The 16,187-nt window shown below is 69.7% G+C and carries 15 protein-coding genes; 13 read left to right on the top strand and 2 right to left on the bottom strand.

Going from position 1 to position 16,187, the window contains the following annotated elements; all coding sequences use genetic code 11:
• Nucleotides 1-115: 115 nt before the first annotated feature.
• From J5X86_RS18230 to J5X86_RS18220, 3 genes are all read left to right on the top strand, one after another.
• Complete coding sequence (locus tag J5X86_RS18230) at nucleotides 116-1,366, top strand: site-2 protease family protein (protein ID WP_208518028.1); 1,251 nt, start codon at nucleotides 116-118, stop codon at nucleotides 1,364-1,366.
• 49 nt (nucleotides 1,367-1,415) lie between these two features.
• Nucleotides 1,416-2,381: a tRNA (adenine-N1)-methyltransferase gene (locus tag J5X86_RS18225; protein WP_208517845.1), complete on the top strand. Its 966-nt coding sequence runs from the start codon at nucleotides 1,416-1,418 to the stop codon at nucleotides 2,379-2,381.
• A gap of 96 nt (nucleotides 2,382-2,477) precedes the next feature.
• Nucleotides 2,478-3,107: a hypothetical protein gene (locus J5X86_RS18220; RefSeq protein WP_374229262.1), complete on the top strand. Its 630-nt coding sequence runs from the start codon at nucleotides 2,478-2,480 to the stop codon at nucleotides 3,105-3,107.
• 18 nt (nucleotides 3,108-3,125) lie between these two features.
• Here the strand turns inward: J5X86_RS18220 and J5X86_RS18215 are convergent, their stop codons facing one another.
• Nucleotides 3,126-3,449, bottom strand: a complete 324-nt coding sequence (locus J5X86_RS18215) for a ferredoxin (RefSeq protein ID WP_208517843.1) — start codon at nucleotides 3,447-3,449, stop codon at nucleotides 3,126-3,128.
• Between the two features lie 224 nt (nucleotides 3,450-3,673).
• Between J5X86_RS18215 and arc the strand changes: the two genes are divergently transcribed.
• The 5 genes from arc (at nucleotide 3,674) to prcA (ending at nucleotide 9,347) form a co-directional block, all read left to right on the top strand.
• Entirely contained in the window at nucleotides 3,674-5,440 is a 1,767-nt protein-coding gene (gene arc, locus J5X86_RS18210; RefSeq protein ID WP_208517842.1) for a proteasome ATPase, read from the top strand.
• A gap of 259 nt (nucleotides 5,441-5,699) precedes the next feature.
• Nucleotides 5,700-7,211, top strand: coding sequence for a depupylase/deamidase Dop (gene dop / locus J5X86_RS18205; protein ID WP_208517841.1), 1,512 nt, complete (start codon nucleotides 5,700-5,702; stop codon nucleotides 7,209-7,211).
• Between the two features lie 135 nt (nucleotides 7,212-7,346).
• Nucleotides 7,347-7,565 carry a ubiquitin-like protein Pup gene (locus tag J5X86_RS18200; RefSeq protein ID WP_078640503.1) on the top strand — a complete coding sequence of 73 codons (219 nt, stop codon included), beginning with the start codon at nucleotides 7,347-7,349 and terminating at the stop codon, nucleotides 7,563-7,565.
• Nucleotides 7,566-7,674: 109 nt separating this feature from the next.
• Nucleotides 7,675-8,520, top strand: coding sequence for a proteasome subunit beta (gene prcB / locus J5X86_RS18195; protein ID WP_208517840.1), 846 nt, complete (start codon nucleotides 7,675-7,677; stop codon nucleotides 8,518-8,520).
• Nucleotides 8,521-8,573: 53 nt separating this feature from the next.
• Complete coding sequence (gene prcA, locus J5X86_RS18190) at nucleotides 8,574-9,347, top strand: proteasome subunit alpha (RefSeq protein ID WP_208517839.1); 774 nt, start codon at nucleotides 8,574-8,576, stop codon at nucleotides 9,345-9,347.
• A 138-nt stretch (nucleotides 9,348-9,485) separates the two neighbouring features.
• On the opposite strand, the gene J5X86_RS18185 is transcribed toward prcA, so the two are convergent.
• A complete protein-coding gene (locus tag J5X86_RS18185) occupies nucleotides 9,486-10,466 on the bottom strand; it encodes a LacI family DNA-binding transcriptional regulator (RefSeq protein WP_208517838.1) in 981 nt (326 codons plus the stop codon).
• Nucleotides 10,467-10,918: 452 nt separating this feature from the next.
• Between J5X86_RS18185 and J5X86_RS18180 the strand changes: the two genes are divergently transcribed.
• From J5X86_RS18180 to J5X86_RS18160, 5 genes are all read left to right on the top strand, one after another.
• Nucleotides 10,919-12,202 carry an MFS transporter gene (locus J5X86_RS18180; RefSeq protein ID WP_208517837.1) on the top strand — a complete coding sequence of 428 codons (1,284 nt, stop codon included), beginning with the start codon at nucleotides 10,919-10,921 and terminating at the stop codon, nucleotides 12,200-12,202.
• A gap of 9 nt (nucleotides 12,203-12,211) precedes the next feature.
• On the top strand, nucleotides 12,212-13,573 hold the full coding sequence (pafA, locus tag J5X86_RS18175) for a Pup--protein ligase (protein WP_078640498.1): 1,362 nt from the start codon (nucleotides 12,212-12,214) through the stop codon (nucleotides 13,571-13,573).
• A gap of 113 nt (nucleotides 13,574-13,686) precedes the next feature.
• Complete coding sequence (locus J5X86_RS18170; RefSeq protein ID WP_208517836.1) at nucleotides 13,687-14,682, top strand: FKBP-type peptidyl-prolyl cis-trans isomerase; 996 nt, start codon at nucleotides 13,687-13,689, stop codon at nucleotides 14,680-14,682.
• Between the two features lie 39 nt (nucleotides 14,683-14,721).
• Entirely contained in the window at nucleotides 14,722-15,096 is a 375-nt protein-coding gene (locus tag J5X86_RS18165; RefSeq protein ID WP_078640496.1) for an FKBP-type peptidyl-prolyl cis-trans isomerase, read from the top strand.
• A 114-nt stretch (nucleotides 15,097-15,210) separates the two neighbouring features.
• Complete coding sequence (locus J5X86_RS18160; protein ID WP_208517835.1) at nucleotides 15,211-16,176, top strand: YafY family protein; 966 nt, start codon at nucleotides 15,211-15,213, stop codon at nucleotides 16,174-16,176.
• Nucleotides 16,177-16,187 lie beyond the last annotated feature (11 nt).

Raw genomic sequence — 16,187 nt, 5'->3', positions numbered from 1 at the left:
CGACCCGCCACTGACAGCCGGACGCATACCATCGACGTCCGAGCCCCTCGCACTGCATGATCGTGGGGACCGTATCAAAAGAGGGGTGCGACCGAGCATCCGACGAGGGGACACCGTGGACAACAGCGGGCAGCGGCAGTCCGACAACGGGGAATCGGACCGCACGACCGAGCCCGAGGGCGGCAAACAGCCGCGCCCACGCGAGACGGGCGGCGGCATTCTCATGGGCCGCCCGTTCGGCGTGCCCGTGTACGTCTCGCCCAGCTGGTTCCTGGTCGCCGCCCTCATCACCTGGGTCTTCGGCGGTCAGCTCGACCGGGTGCTGCCCGAGCTCGGCGCCGCCCGCTATCTGGTCTCGCTCTTCTTCGCGGTGGCCTTCTACGCCTCGGTGCTGGTGCACGAGCTCGCCCACACCGTGGCCGCGCTCCGCTTCAAGCTGCCGGTGCGCCGGATCCAGCTCCAGTTCTTCGGCGGTGTCTCGGAGATCGAGAAGGAGACCGAGACCCCCGGCCGGGAGTTCGTGCTCGCCTTCGTCGGCCCGCTGCTCTCCCTGGTCCTCTCGGGCGTGTTCTACCTGGGCATGCTGGTCGTGGAGCCCGGCACGGTGCCCGGGGTGCTGCTCGCCGGGCTGATGATCTCCAACCTGATCGTGGCCGCGTTCAACCTGCTGCCCGGGCTGCCGCTGGACGGCGGGCGGATGCTGCGCGCCGTCGTCTGGAAGATCAGCGGCAGGCCCATGACCGGCACCGTCGCCGCCGCCTGGAGCGGCCGCGCGCTGGCCGTCGCGGTGCTCGTCGGACTGCCGCTGCTCACCCAGGCGGGCGGGCTCGGCGACGAGCCCGAGAGCTTCGGCAGCGTCGACTCGCTCACCGACGCGCTGCTGGCCGCCATACTCGCCGCGATCATCTGGACCGGCGCGGGCAACAGCCTGCGCATGGCCCGGCTGCGGGAGCGGCTGCCGGACCTGCGCGCCCGTACGCTCACCCGGCGAGCCGTCCCCGTGGCGGCCGACACCCCGCTCTCCGAGGCGCTGCGGCGGGCGAACGAGGCCGGGGCCCGTGCCCTGGTCGTGGTGGACGGCCACGGCACCCCCACCGCCGTGGTGCGCGAGGCCGCCATCGTGGGGATCCCCGAGCACCGCCGCCCCTGGGTCGCGGTCAGCGGTCTCGCCCAGGATCTCAAGGACGGTATGCGGGTCTCCGCCGAGCTCACCGGCGAGGAGCTGCTGGACACCCTGCGGGCCACCCCCGCCACCGAGTACCTGGTGGTGGAGGAGAGCGGCCAGATCTACGGAGTGCTCTCCACGGCCGATGTCGAGCGTGCCTTCGTGGCGGCCATGGCCAGGACACCCGCGGGCCCCTCCTGAGGCCCCCGGTGTGGTCCGGGCAGGGTGAAGTGCCCGGTAGGCTGTTCACATGTCCGAACCGACCGGTGCCGCCCGCCGTCGCGGGCCCTTCCAGGTCGGGGACCAGGTCCAGCTCACCGACCCCAAGGGACGCCACTACACCTTCACGCTCGAGGCCGGGAAGAACTTCCACACCCACAAGGGATCCTTCCCCCATGACGAGCTGATCGGTGCCCCTGAGGGAACCGTCGTGCGTACCACGGGAAACGTCGCGTATCTCGCGCTGCGCCCCCTGCTCCCCGACTATGTCCTGTCCATGCCACGCGGTGCCGCCGTGGTCTACCCCAAGGACGCGGGGCAGATCCTGGCGATGGCCGACATCTTCCCCGGCGCACGTGTCGTCGAGGCGGGCGTCGGCTCCGGCTCGCTCTCCATGTTTCTGCTGCGGGCCATCGGCGACCAGGGCATGCTGCACTCCTACGAGCGCCGGGCCGACTTCGCCGAGATCGCCGCCCAGAACGTCGAGCGCTACTTCGGCGCCCCGCACCCCGCCTGGCGGCTCACCGTCGGCGACCTCCAGGACAACCTCAGCGACACCGAGGTGGACCGCGTGATCCTGGACATGCTCGCCCCCTGGGAGTGCCTGGAGCCGGTGTCCAAGGCGCTCGTCCCCGGCGGCATCCTGTGTGCGTACGTCGCCACCACCACCCAGCTCGCCCGCACCGTGGAGTGCATCCGCGAGCACGGCACCTTCAACGAGCCGTCGGCCTGGGAGACCATGGTCCGCACCTGGCATGTCGAGGGCCTGGCCGTACGGCCCGACCACCGCATGATCGGCCACACCGGCTTCCTGCTCACCGCCCGCCGGCTCGCGGACGGTGTGGAGCCCCCGATGCGCCGCCGCAGGCCCGCCAAGGGCGCCTACGGCGAGGACTACGTGGGCTGGGGCACCGCGAAGGACACCGGAGCCGCCGACGCCCGAGGAGGCGGCCGGAGCGCTTCCGGCGGCCAGGACACCCCGTCCGGCGACGCCTGACGGCCGCCTGACGGACACCGGCGCCACAACGGCTCGGCGCGGCCACCGAATTCCCCGTGTGCGGGCGGTGGCCGCGCCCCTGTGAGATGTGGCACGATGCGGGGCATCTCCCGCCTCAGCCCTTACATGGAGTCATCCCGCGTGCAGCCTCTGGGCCCGGATCTCGCGCACACCCATCCCCGTCCGGTGCACTGGGTCGCGACCGCGGCCGCCGTGGCCGCCGTCATCGCCGGGGGGTCGTTCTTCCAGCCCTCCGACGCCAAGGCCACCACGTCCACCGCCGCCTCCGCCCCGCGTGCCGGGGGGCTTCCGGCGGCCAAGGCCCCCGATCCCCGCGCCGCGGACTATCCGATGGACTGCGGACGGGCCAGGCCCGACGTCATCGACCGGGCCTCGGCGGACCTGGACGGCGACGGGCGGCCGGAGACCGCCGTCGTGGTGCGCTGCGCGACGGCCTTCGGCACCCCGCCCAGTGGCGTGTATGTGCTCTCCCAGCCGGCCCGCGCGGGCGCCGCGCCCCGCGTGGTGGCCACGTTCGTGGACCCGAAGGAAGGGATGAGCGTCAGCGATTTCGCGGTGCGCGGAAAGACGGTTTCGGCCACCTTGCTCGGATACTCGTCGGCCAAGGTGCCGCGGTGCTGCCCGGATCAGCAGCGCAAGGTCAACTGGCGGTGGCGGGGCGGCAGGTTCGTCCTGAAGGCGCTGCCGGTTCCGGGGAGTGTGTGAGCGGTCGCTCGCGGAGTGTCACTCCGCGTCGGGGCCGTAGACCTCGATCCGGTCCGTGACGCGGCGTACATGGATGCAGTCGCCGGGGCACTCCTTGGCGGAATCCTTGACCTCGGTGAGCAGGGTCAGGGGGACCGGAGTGGTGGCACCCTTCTCCTGTAGCAGCTCATCGTCGGCGCTCTTGACGTAGGCTAGACCGTCGATGTCGAGTTCGAAGACCTCGGGAGCGTACTGGGCGCAGATGCCGTCGCCGGTGCACAGGTCCTGGTCAATCCACACTTCAAGATCGCCGAGCTCCTCGTTCCGCACGGTGTGCCCCCTGTTGTTCCTTCGATACGCCATTCAACAGTGTCTAAATATCGCCAGCCCTGACGGGTGTTGACCGTGTCGACGATACAACCGCTCGCTTTCCGATGTTGTTGGGTGGGTATTCGGCTGGTGTGAGGGAGTGCGCAAGGGTGAAGATCGGACACACGCCGACCGGGTTTGTGATCTAGGGGTTTCAACCCGCACCGGCCCAGGTAGGGTCAGGAAGCGTCCAGCTCCCCTTGGAGGAGGTGAGGACCGTGGCAGCCCACGACGACGACATCAACCGCGGCATCCGGCCGGGGCGGGGGTCTGATGACCCTGCCGGCCAGGTTGCCTATCTCGAGCAGGAAATCGCCGTCCTGCGCCGCAAGCTCGCCGACTCTCCGCGTCATACGAGGATTCTCGAAGAGCGGATCGTCGAGCTGCAGACCAATCTGGCGGGAGTCTCCGCACAGAACGAGCGGCTCGCGAACACACTCCGTGAGGCCCGCGACCAGATCGTGGCCCTCAAGGAGGAGGTCGACCGGCTTGCCCAGCCGCCGGCCGGTTTCGGAGCCTTTCTGCAGGCGAACGAAGACGGTACGGCCGACATCTTTACCGGGGGCCGCAAACTCCGGGTGAATGTCAGCCCAAGCGTCGAGCTCGACGACCTCAAGCGCGGCCAGGAGGTCATGCTCAACGAGGCGCTCAATGTGGTCGAGGCCATGGAGTTCGAGCGCGCCGGGGACATCGTCACCCTCAAGGAGATCCTTGAGGACGGCGAGCGTGCCCTGGTGATCGGGCACACCGACGAGGAGCGGGTGGTGCGGCTGGCAGAGCCGCTGCTGCACACCACCATCCGTCCCGGTGACGCCCTGCTGCTCGAGTCCCGGTCCGGCTATGTCTACGAAGTCGTTCCGAAGAGCGAGGTCGAGGAGCTCGTCCTCGAAGAGGTTCCGGACATCGACTACACCAAGATCGGCGGTCTGGGAAACCAGATCGAGCTGATCCGCGACGCGGTCGAGCTCCCCTACCTCTACCCCGACCTCTTCAAGGAGCACGAACTGCGGCCGCCCAAGGGTGTGCTGCTGTACGGCCCGCCCGGCTGCGGCAAGACGCTCATCGCCAAGGCCGTGGCCAACTCCCTTGCCAAGAAGGTCGCCGAGGTGACCGGCAAGCCCGCGGGGAAGAGCTTCTTCCTCAACATCAAGGGTCCCGAGCTGCTCAACAAGTACGTCGGTGAGACGGAGCGGCACATCCGGCTGGTCTTCCAGCGGGCTCGGGAGAAGGCCAGCGAGGGCACGCCCGTCATCGTCTTCTTCGACGAGATGGACTCCCTCTTCCGCACCCGTGGCTCCGGGGTCAGCTCGGACGTGGAGAACACCATCGTCCCCCAGCTGCTCTCCGAGATCGACGGCGTGGAGGGCCTGGAGAACGTGATCGTGATCGGTGCCTCCAACCGTGAGGACATGATCGACCCGGCGATCCTGCGCCCCGGCCGCCTCGATGTGAAGATCAAGATCGAGCGTCCGGACGCCGAGGCCGCCAAGGACATCTTCTCGAAGTACCTCACGGAGTCCCTGCCGATCCACATGGACGACCTCACCGAGCACGGCCAGTCGCCCAAGGCCGCGATCGGCGGAATGATCCAGTCGGTGGTCGAGCAGATGTACACCGAGTCCGAGGAGAACCGCTTCCTGGAGGTCACCTACGCCAATGGCGACAAGGAAGTCCTCTACTTCAAGGACTTCAACTCCGGCGCCATGATCCAGAACATTGTGGACCGCGCCAAGAAGATGGCGATCAAGGACTTCCTGGACCACAACCAGAAGGGCCTTCGCGTCTCCCATCTGCTCGCCGCCTGCGTGGACGAGTTCAAGGAGAACGAGGACCTGCCGAACACCACGAACCCGGACGACTGGGCCCGGATCTCCGGCAAGAAGGGCGAGCGGATCGTCTACATCCGCACCCTGGTCACCGGAAAGCAGGGCGCGGACACCGGACGCTCCATCGACACGGTGGCGAACACCGGTCAGTACCTGTAACACCGCAGTCCGGCTGCGGATGTCCTGGACGGGGCATCCGCAGCCGGATGCGCTTTTCGGACCGCATTCTTCGTATGAGTCCTACGAGCCCGACCGGAGCAATGACTGAAATGATCTCCGCAGCACCGCTTGGCCGTTCTAGGCTCTTCGGTACCGCACGATCGCGGCACGGGGGATCGGGGGCCGCATATGGACCGGGAGCGCAGCGGTACTTGAGCGCCGACCTCAGCCGGGGGCGGCGCCGGGCAAGGAGGGCCGCATGACCGTACGGCGCGTAATGGGTATCGAGACGGAGTACGGGATCTCCGTCCCCGGGCACCCGAACGCCAATGCCATGCTCACCTCATCCCAGGTCGTCAACGCCTACGCGGCGGCGATGCACCGGGCGCGTCGCGCCCGCTGGGACTTCGAGGAGGAGAACCCGCTGCGGGACGCCCGCGGCTTCGACCTCGCGCGCGAATCCGCCGACTCCAGCCAGCTCACGGACGAGGACATCGGCCTGGCCAATGTGATCCTCACCAACGGCGCACGGCTCTATGTGGACCACGCCCACCCCGAGTACTCCGCCCCCGAGGTCACCAACCCCCGGGACGCGGTGCTCTGGGACAAGGCGGGCGAGCGCATCATGGCCGAGGCCGCGCTCCGCGCCGCCGAGCTGCCCGGCGGACAGTCGATTCACCTCTACAAGAACAACACCGACAACAAGGGCGCCTCCTACGGCACGCATGAGAACTACCTGATGAAGCGGGAGACCGCCTTCTCGGACATCGTGCGCCACCTGACGCCCTTCTTCGTCTCCCGCCAGGTCGTCACCGGCGCCGGCCGCGTCGGCATCGGCCAGGACGGCCATGAGCACGGCTTCCAGATCAGCCAGCGGGCCGACTACTTCGAGGTCGAGGTCGGCCTGGAGACCACGCTCAAGCGCCCGATCATCAACACCCGCGACGAGCCGCACGCCGACGCCGAGAAGTACCGCCGGCTCCACGTGATCATCGGGGACGCCAACCTCTCCGAGCTCTCGACCTACCTCAAGCTGGGCACCACCGCCCTGGTGCTGTCGATGATCGAGGACGGCTTCATCGCCGTGGACCTCGCGGTGGACCAGCCGGTGCGCACCCTGCACCAGGTCTCGCACGACCCGACACTGCGCCGTCTGATCACGCTGCGCAGCGGCCGCACACTGACCGCGGTGCAGCTCCAGATGGAGTACTTCGAGCTCGCCCGCAAGTACGTCGAGGACCGCTACGGAGCGGACGCCGACGAGCAGACCCGGGACGTCCTGACCCGCTGGGAGGACGTGCTGAACCGGCTGGAGCGCGATCCCATGAGCCTGTCCGGCGAGCTGGACTGGATCGCCAAGCGGGAGCTGCTGGAGGGCTACCGCCGCCGCGACACCCTGGAGTGGGACGCGGCCCGGCTGCATCTGGTGGACCTGCAGTACGCCGACGTACGCCCCGACAAGGGCCTGTACAACCGGCTGGCGGCGCGCGGCAAGATGAAGCGGCTGCTGGACGACCAGGAGGTCGCCCGCGCCCAGAACAAGCCCCCGGAGGACACCCGCGCCTACTTCCGCGGCCGCTGCCTGGAGCAGTACGCGGACGACGTCGCCGCGGCCTCCTGGGACTCGGTGATCTTCGATCTGCCGGGTCGTGACTCTCTGCAACGGGTCCCCACGCTGGAGCCGCTGCGCGGCACCCGCAACCACGTCAAGGAGTTGCTGGACCGCTGCCGCACGGCCGAGGACCTGGTCCGGGTGCTGTCCGGCGGCTGAAATGCCCCCCAGCCGGGAATCATCGAGGTGGCCTCCGTACGTTGTAGCGAGTGGGAGGCCGATGTCGGACCCGGCTTGTAGGGTCTGATCTTGAGACCGATCGAATCAGCGGGCGAACCGAGCGGGGTGAGGGACATGGCGACCAAGGACACCGGCGGCGGTCAGCAGAAGGCGTCGCGCTCGACCGAAGAGGTCGAGGAGCAGGCGCAGGACGCGCAGGCCGCGGACGACCTGAAGGAGCGGCAGGAGAAGCTCTCCGACGACGTCGACTCCGTGCTGGACGAGATCGACGACGTGCTCGAGGAGAACGCGGAGGACTTCGTGAGGTCGTTCGTCCAGAAGGGCGGGCAGTAAAGCGCGTCTTCTCCGTCCTGCGTCCCCGCGAAGGGGGCGCAGGACGGATGACTTCCATGGCCAGGGGTATGGTCCGTGCAGTATTTCAAGATCTGGTGGAAGGAAACGTGTGGAAGCCAACACTCGTAGCACAGGGCGTCTGCCGGCTGCCTTCCTGACGCCCGGCTCCTCGTCGTTCATGGACTTCCTGGGCGAGCACTCGCCCGAGCTGCTTCCGGGGAACCGTCCGCTGCCCCCGGTGCAGGGCGCCATCGAGGCCCCCCACGGCACCACCATCGTGGCGGTGAGCTTCCCCGGCGGCGTGGTGCTCGCCGGTGACCGCCGCGCCACCATGGGCAATGTCATCGCGCAGCGCGACATCGAGAAGGTCTTCCCCGCCGACGAGTACTCGGCCGTCGGGATCGCGGGGACCGCCGGTATCGCCGTGGAGATGGTCAAGCTCTTCCAGCTCGAGCTGGAGCACTTCGAGAAGGTCGAGGGCACCGTCCTCTCGCTCGAGGGCAAGGCGAACAGGCTCTCGACCATGATCCGCGGCAACCTCGGCATGGCGATGCAGGGCCTTGCCGTGGTCCCGCTCTTCGCGGGGTGGGACGTCGACCGGGAGAAGGGCCGCATCTTCTCTTACGACGTGACCGGCGGGCGTTCGGAGGAGCGCGGCTTCGCCGCCACCGGCTCGGGCTCGATGTTCGCCCGGGGCGCGCTCAAGAAGCTCTATCGCCAGGACCTGACCGAGGAGCAGGCCGCCACTGCCGTGCTCCAGGCGCTCTATGACGCCGCCGACGACGATTCGGCCACCGGAGGGCCGGATCTCGCCCGCCGTATTTACCCGATCATCACCTCCCTCACCGAGGACGGTTTCAAGAGGTTCAGCGAGGACGAGGTGTCCGAGCTCGCCCGTGCCATCTATGAACGGCGCCTCGAAGAGCCGGACGGCCCCCGCGCCGCCCTTCTCTGAGAGGACGGTCCAGCCGGAATGCATTCGCCATTGACAGAAGGGACGGACAGCCGGTGACGACGCCGTTCTATGTTTCTCCTCAGCAGGCCATGGCCGACCGCGCCGAATACGCCCGTAAGGGCATCGCACGCGGCCGCAGCGTGGTCGTGCTGCAGTACGCCGACGGCATCGTCTTCGTTGCGGAGAACCCGTCCCGCGCGCTGCACAAGGTCAGCGAGATCTATGACCGGATCGCCTTCGCGGCGGTCGGTAAGTACAACGAATTCGAGAATCTGCGCATCGGCGGTGTCCGTTACGCCGATCTGCGTGGCTATACCTATGACCGTGAGGATGTCACGGCCCGCGGACTGGCGAATGTCTACGCCCAGACCCTGGGCACGATCTTCTCCAGTGCCGCTGAGAAGCCGTACGAGGTCGAGCTGATCGTCGCCGAGGTCGGGGAGGGCCCCGAGGACGACCAGATCTACCGCCTCCCACACGACGGCTCCATCGTGGACGAGCACGGCTCGGTCGCCGTCGGTGGCAACGCCGACCAGATCAGCACCTATCTCGACCAGCGCCATCGGGACGGCATGACCCTCGCCGAGGCCCTCAAGCTGGCCGTCGACTCGCTCTCCCGCGACAACAACGGCGGGGAGCGCAGCCTCACCGCCGAGCAGCTCGAGGTCGCGGTCCTGGACCGCAACCGGCCCCAGAAGCGCAAGTTCAAGCGCGTCCTCGGCGGCCAGCTCTCCCGGCTCCTGGAGTCGGGAGAGGGCGCGGCGGACTCGGAGGAGTCGGCCGAATCCGACGGGGCCGAGGAGTCCACCTCGGAGTCCGAGGACTGACCCAGCCGCTGCCGTTCGTTTCTCCGTCGCCGCCGCCCCGGGCCCACCCGGGGCGGCGGCGACGTTGTGGCGGCGACGAGCCCACACGGCCCCCGCACCCAGGCCGCGCAACGACCGGAGCGGTAGCCCCGAGGCCGGTCAGGACCGTGGGGGAGGGGCCGTGGAGCCCCGGGGGATCAGCTCGACGGGCAGCACGGTGTCCCGGGGCGTCTCGCCCTCCATGAGCGTCATCAGGGCTCGCATACCGGCCGCACCCACCGCCTCCGCCGGGAGCCGCACCGTCGTCAGCTCCGGTTCCACCGCCGTGGCCAGCGCCAGATCGTCGAAGCCGGTCACCGAGATGTCGTCCGGGATCCGCAGCCCCAGTCGCCGGGCCGCCTTGCAGGCGCCCGCGGCCAGGATGTCGTCGTCGCAGACGAGCGCGGTCGGCCGGGGCCCGGGGCGGGCCAGGACGCGTTCGGCGGCCCGGCGGCCCTCCTCGACGGTCAGCCCCGCCGGTTCGGTGCCCAACGCGGTGCCCGGGACCTCGTCCATCGCCTCCGCCAGGGCCCGGGCACGGACCTGGAAGGTCCAGGAGTCCACCGCCGCCGCGAGATGGGCCACCCGGCGGTGCCCGAGCGCCAGCAGATGCCCCGCCGCCTGCCGCGCCCCGTCCGCGATGTCGAGGTTGACGGTGGCCGCCGCGGCCGCGTCGTCCGGGTCGCTGTCGAGCATCACCAGCGGCAGTCCGCCGCCGCGCACCGCGGCCAGCGCGTCGGCCGCCATGGAGGAGGCGATCACCCCGTCGAGCGAGGCGCGCGCCGAGTCGAACGGGTCCCGGGCCGGGCCCACGCCCTCGGGGGACGGATAGAGCACCACCCCGAAGCCATGGTCGGCGGCGACCCGCTCGGCGCCGGTGTAGACACGGGCGAAGAACTCGGTCGTCAGGGCGGGCACCACCATGAGCACGGTCCTGGTGCGGCCCAGGCGGAGGCTGCGGGCCGCGAGGTTGGGGCGGTAGCCGAGATCGCGTGCGGCGGCCCGTACGGCCTCCACGGTGCGCTCGGAGACCCGTCCGGACCACTTCTCGCCGAGCACCAGGGACACGGTCGCCTGGGACACGCCCGCCAGCCGTGCCACATCCCGGCTCGTCGCCCGTCCCGCGAGCGGCCGTCCTGCGCCCGCCCCGGCCCCCGGTCCAGCGCCCGCCCCGGCCCCCGGTCCAGCGGCAGCCGTGTCCGCCGGGCGAGCGGCCGTCCCGCCGCCGCCCGGGCCCTCGCGCCGCGCGGACTCACCCGTCCGGCCGGTTCCCCGGGAACCTTTCCCGGCGGCCCCGTCCGCCGCGTGGGCGCGGTCCGCGCTCGCCACCATCGCCTCCGCTCCCTCCGCCGCCACGCGTCTCGCAGCCGGCTGCTCATTTCGGCCCGCGAGTGGACCCGCGGTGGCGGCCATGGTACGTATGACGCTGGCAGTTATACGTACAACGTCACACACGACCCGCGACGCACCCGCGACGCACTCGCGACAACCCACAGAAACCCGCAGGACCTGAAGCAGGACCTGAAGCGGACCTGGCAAGGAAGGGGCAGGCAATGGCGGCTGGCTACGGGGAACTGCTGCGCACCCCGCACGCGGCACGGCTGCTCATCGGCACGCTGCTGGGACGGCTTCCGAACGCCACCGCCGCCCTGGCCGTGCTGCTCTTCTCCCGCGCCGAGGGCGGCAGCTACGCCCTCGCCGGGGGGCTGTCGGCCGTCTACGGCGTGGCCAACGCGGTGGGCCAGCCGCTGCTGGGCCGGGCCGTGGACCGCTTCGGCCAGCCCTGGGTGATGCTGCCCGCCGCCGTGGCCTCCGCGCTCGGGATGGTCCTGTTCGCCGTCGTCGGGCTCGACCCGCTGCCCGTGGCGTACGCCGCGATGCTGATCGCCGGGCTGTTCACCCCGCCGCTGGAGGGCGGGTTGCGGGCGCTGTGGCCCTCGGTGCTGCGGCGCGAGGACCAGGTGCACGCGGCGTACGCGCTGGACGCCGTGGCCCAGGAGGTGATGTTCGCCGTCGGCCCGCTGCTGGTCACCCTGAGCGTGGCCGTGTGGTCCGAGGCGGCCGCGCTGCTGGTCATCAACGCCATCGGGGTCGCGGGCGCGCTCTGGGTCGTGGTCTCGCGGCCGTCGCGGCAGTGGCGCTCGGCGCCGCGCGAGGCGCACTGGCTGGGCGCGCTGCGCTCGCCCGGGCTGCTGGTGCTGCTCGGCTCGTTCTTCTTCATCGGGCTCGCCCTCGGCGCGATCGCGGTGGCCGCGGTGGCGTACGCCGACGAGCACGGCGGCGGCGCGGTCTCCAGCGCGCTGCTCTCCGCCCTCGGCGTGGGCGCGCTGGCCGGCGGCATCGTCTACGGCGGCCGCACCTGGCCCGGCGCGCCCGAACGGCGGCTGCGGCTGCTGGTGGCCGCACTGGCGCTCGGCTATCTGCCGCTGATGCTGGTGCCTGGCGTCGTCATGATGACCGTCCTCGCCGGGGTGGCGGGGGTGTTCCTGGCCCCGGCGCTGGCCTGCGCGTTCGTCGTCGTGGACCGCCACGCGCCCACCGGCACGGTCACCGAGGCGTTCTCCTGGCTGGTGACCACGTTCGTGGTGGGCAACGCGGTCGGCACCGCCGTGGCGGGACCGGCGGTCCAGCTCGGCGGAGTGGCCCCCGGATTCGCGGTGCCCGCGGCCGGTGGAGTGGCCGCGCTGGCGGTGCTGCTGGCCGCCCAGCGGTTCCTCCTGGACCGGCCACGCCCCGTCGTCCGGCCGACCGTTCACCCAACTCCGGATGAACCCTGCGCGGAAAATGATCGCAACCGTGCCGTCGAACCCGGTTTCAGAGCACGCCATCAGGCGTAATGTTCAGGCATGGACCGCCGCATTTTCGGGCTGGAGAACGAGTACGGCGTCACGTGCACATTCAGGGGACAGCGCCGGTTGTCTCCTGACGAAGTGGCGCGCTACCTCTTCCGCCGTGTCGTCTCCTGGGGCCGCAGCAGCAATGTCTTCCTGCGCAACGGCGCCCGCCTCTATCTCGACGTGGGCTCGCACCCGGAATACGCAACCCCCGAGTGTGACAACGTGACCGAGCTGGTCACCCACGACAAGGCAGGCGAGCGCATTCTCGAGGGTCTGCTCGTGGACGCGGAGCGTCGCCTGCACGAGGAGGGAATCGCGGGCGACGTCTATCTCTTCAAGAACAACACCGACTCCGCGGGCAACTCCTACGGCTGCCACGAGAACTATCTGGTGGCACGGCACGGCGAGTTCTCCCGGCTCGCCGACATTCTCATTCCGTTCCTGGTGACGCGGCAGCTGCTGTGCGGTGCGGGCAAGGTGCTCCAGACCCCGCGTGGCGCCGTCTACTGCGTCAGCCAGCGCGCCGAGCACATCTGGGAGGGCGTCAGCTCCGCGACGACCCGCTCCCGGCCGATCATCAACACCCGCGACGAACCCCACGCCGACGCCGAGCGCTACCGCCGGCTGCATGTCATCGTGGGCGACTCCAACATGTCCGAGACCACCATGCTGCTCAAGGTCGGCGCCACCGATCTGGTGCTCCGCATGATCGAGGCGGGCACCGTGATGCGTGACCTGACCCTGGAGAACCCCATCCGGGCGATCCGCGAGGTCAGCCATGACATCACCGGGCAGCGCAAGGTGCGGCTCGCCAGCGGGCGCGAGGCGTCCGCCCTGGAAGTGCAGCAGGAGTACTACGAGAAGGCCGTCGACTTCTGCGAGCGCCGCGGCATCCGCACCGGCATGGTCGAGCGCGTCCTCGAGCTGTGGGGCCGCACCCTGGACGCGATCCGCACCGAGGATCTCGACCGGATCGGCACCGAGATCGACTGGGTGATGAAGTACAAGCTCATCGAGCGGTACCGAGCCAAGAACAACATCACCATGTCCCATCCGCGGATCGCCCAGATAGACCTCGCCTACCACGACATCCATCGCCGCCGCGGCCTCTACTACCTGCTGGAGAAGCGCGGTCAGGCGGCCCGGGTCTGCAACGACTTGAAAATCTTCGAGGGCAAGTCGGTGCCACCGCAGACCACCCGCGCCCGGCTGCGCGGCGACTTCATCCGCCGGGCTCAGGAGCAGCGCCGCGATTTCACCGTCGACTGGGTACATCTGAAGCTCAATGACCAGGCACAGCGCACCGTGCTGTGCAAGGACCCGTTCCGTTCGGTCGACGACCGGGTGGAGAAACTCATCGCCGGTATGTGACCGGCGTACGGCTTACCTTGCCCTCGGGCCCCGTGCGTTCTCCGGACGGGGCCCGAGTCACGTCGTAGAGTGGCGCGCATTGGCCATCGCAAGATCTACCTAACGAGGACTCCGTGCGCCGACGCTCCGTACTCCTTGCCGTGCCCGCGGGCCTGCTGACACTCGCCGGCTGTGGTGATGACGAATCAGGGTCCGACAAGACCAAGCCGTCACAGGAGCCGACGAACCAGAGTCCCTCACCGGCCCCCAGCGGCAAGATCGTCTCCGGACCGGTGCCGCCCATTACCGCCGGTAAGAAGTTCGGTGAGAAGCCGAAGGTGGCCAAGGGCACGGGTAAGCCGCCGCACGATCTCGCGGTCAAGACGATCAGCCAAGGGGACGGCAGGAAGACGGTCAAGGGGGATTGGGTCCAGATCAACTACCTGGCGCAGATCTGGGACACCGGTAAGGCGATCGACAACACCTTCGACAAGAAGAAGACTGCCGCCTTCCCGATCGGCAAGGGCCAGGTCCTCCCGGGCTGGGACCAGGGACTGCTGGGCCGGAACCTCGGCAGCCGGCTCGAGCTGGCCGTCCCGCCCGCGTACGCCTACGGCAAGCAGGGCCAGCCGCAGGCCGGTATCAAGGGGACCGACACGCTGGTCTTCGTCATCGACCTCGTGGGTGCCTTCAACGCCAAGAGCTCGGCCAAGGGCAGCAAGGTGGAGCAGACCGACGCCGACCTGCCCAAGGTGTCCGCCAACACCGACGGCAAGGCGCCCACCATCACCCTTCCCAAGAAGGCCGCGCCGAAGAAGCTGGTCTCCGACTACGTCATCGAGGGTGACGGCCAGGAGGTCAAGAAGACCGATGCCCTGCTCGTCCAGTACAAGGGCGTGCTGTGGGACGGCGGCAAGGAGTTCGACTCCACCTACAAGCGCGGTGAGCTCGCCCAGTTCTCGCTGCAGCAGGTCGTCAAGGGCTGGTCGCAGGGGCTCACCGGCAAGAAGGTGGGCAGCCGGGTGCTGGTCGTCGTGCCCCCGGACCTGGGCTACGGCAAGGCGGCCCAGAAGGGCATCCCCGCCAACTCCACGCTGGTGTTCTCCGTGGACATCCTGGCGGTTCTGTAACCTGTGCGGGTTGCCCACAACGTCACAAGGAGCAATTTCGTGAGCATCGAGAAGCCCGAGGTCGACTTCCCGGGCGGCGAGCCGCCGGCCGAGCTGGAGATCAAGGAGATCTGGGAGGGCGACGGGCCCACGGCCAAGGCCGGCGACAACATCGCCGTGCACTATGTGGGCGTCTCCTTCAGCACAGGTGAGGAGTTCGACGCGAGCTACAACCGCGGCACCCCGCTGCGGATCCAGCTCGGGGTCGGCCAGGTCATCTCCGGCTGGGACCAGGGACTCCAGGGGATGAAGGTCGGCGGTCGCCGGCAGCTCATCGTCCCGCCGCACCTCGGTTACGGGGACCGGGGCGCCGGCGGTGGCCGGATCAAGCCGGGCGAGACGCTGATCTTCGTCTGCGATCTGGTCTCCGTCTGAGACGGCGGTCCGTCGCGCCGGGGGCTCCTGCCAATGGGCAGGGGCCCTCGGCTTTTGCCGCGCGTCCCCGTAGCGGTACGGTCACGTGCGTAAGGTCACGAAGAAAGGGCGTCGATGGCGATTGCCAAGGCCGAGCGGCTGATGAACCTGGCCCTGTGCCTGCTGGGAACGCGGCGTCCGCTGACCAAACGGGAGTTGCGGGGCTCCATAGAGGCGTACCTCCAGACCGACGCGGCGAACGATGAAGCGTTCAACCGCATGTTCGAACGCGACAAGGACGACCTGCGCGAACTCGGCCTGATCATCGAGACGGTGGAGGGCCTCGACGGCGAGATCGGCTATCTCGCCCGCCGGGACAGCAACCGCCTCCCGCCGATCACCCTCGACGCCGAGGAGGCCGCCGCGCTCGGCCTCGCCGCCAAGGTCTGGCAGCAGGCCCGGCTCGCGGGCGCCGCCAGCGGCGCGCTGCAGAAGCTGCGCGCCGCCGGGATGCCGGTCGCCGAGGATCCGTACGACACGCCGGGGCACAGCGCGCTGGAGCCGCGCATCCCGGTCCACGAGGCCGCCTTCGAGCCGCTGATGCTCGCCTGCCGCGACCGCCGCCCCGTTCTCTTCGACTACCGCAAGTCGAACGCCGCGCGCCCCGAGCAGCGGCAGGTCGAGCCCTGGACCCTGGAGTCCTGGCGCGGCCACTGGTATCTCGCCGGATGGGACCGTGAGCGCGCCGCCGAGCGGGTCTTCCGGCTCTCCCGGATCACCGGACGGGTCCGGCTGCGGTCCGACGCGTTCACCGCCGAGGTGCCCGACCACGTCACCGTCCGGGAGACCGTGGAGACCTGGGCGGGCGAGACCGCCACCGGCACCGCCCGGATCAGGCTGCGCTCGGGCCACGGCTATCCGCTGCGGGCGAGGGCGCTGTCCACCCGGGCGGCCGACGACGGCTGGGACGAGCTGGAGATTCCCTACGGGCACGGCCTGGACGCCTGGCTCGTGGAGTTCGGTCCGGACGTCGTCGTATTGGGGCCCGACGAGCTGCGGGCGGATGTCGTGGACCGGCTGCGCGCGGTCGCCAAGGGCTGAGGGGACGGATC

The sequence above is a fragment of the Streptomyces sp. NEAU-YJ-81 genome, assembly GCF_017592595.1.
GTDB classification, from domain to species: Bacteria; Actinomycetota; Actinomycetes; order Streptomycetales; family Streptomycetaceae; genus Streptomyces; species Streptomyces hygroscopicus_B.
The sequence above is the reverse complement of the archived record's forward strand: the minus strand, read 5'-3'. Positions and strand labels throughout refer to the sequence as shown.

Bases quoted from the DNA above. Each gene is read 5' to 3' on its own strand.
- J5X86_RS18225 (WP_208517845.1), top strand. From the start codon at position 1,416: ATGTCCGAACCGACCGGTGCCGCCCGCCGTCGCGGGCCCTTCCAGGTC.
- J5X86_RS18220 (WP_374229262.1), top strand. From the start codon at position 2,478: ATGCGGGGCATCTCCCGCCTCAGCCCTTACATGGAGTCATCCCGCGTG.
- J5X86_RS18215 (WP_208517843.1), bottom strand. From the start codon at position 3,449: ATGGCGTATCGAAGGAACAACAGGGGGCACACCGTGCGGAACGAGGAG.
- dop (WP_208517841.1), top strand. From the start codon at position 5,700: ATGACCGTACGGCGCGTAATGGGTATCGAGACGGAGTACGGGATCTCC.
- J5X86_RS18200 (WP_078640503.1), top strand. From the start codon at position 7,347: ATGGCGACCAAGGACACCGGCGGCGGTCAGCAGAAGGCGTCGCGCTCG.
- J5X86_RS18180 (WP_208517837.1), top strand. From the start codon at position 10,919: ATGGCGGCTGGCTACGGGGAACTGCTGCGCACCCCGCACGCGGCACGG.
- pafA (WP_078640498.1), top strand. From the start codon at position 12,212: ATGGACCGCCGCATTTTCGGGCTGGAGAACGAGTACGGCGTCACGTGC.
- J5X86_RS18160 (WP_208517835.1), top strand. From the start codon at position 15,211: ATGGCGATTGCCAAGGCCGAGCGGCTGATGAACCTGGCCCTGTGCCTG.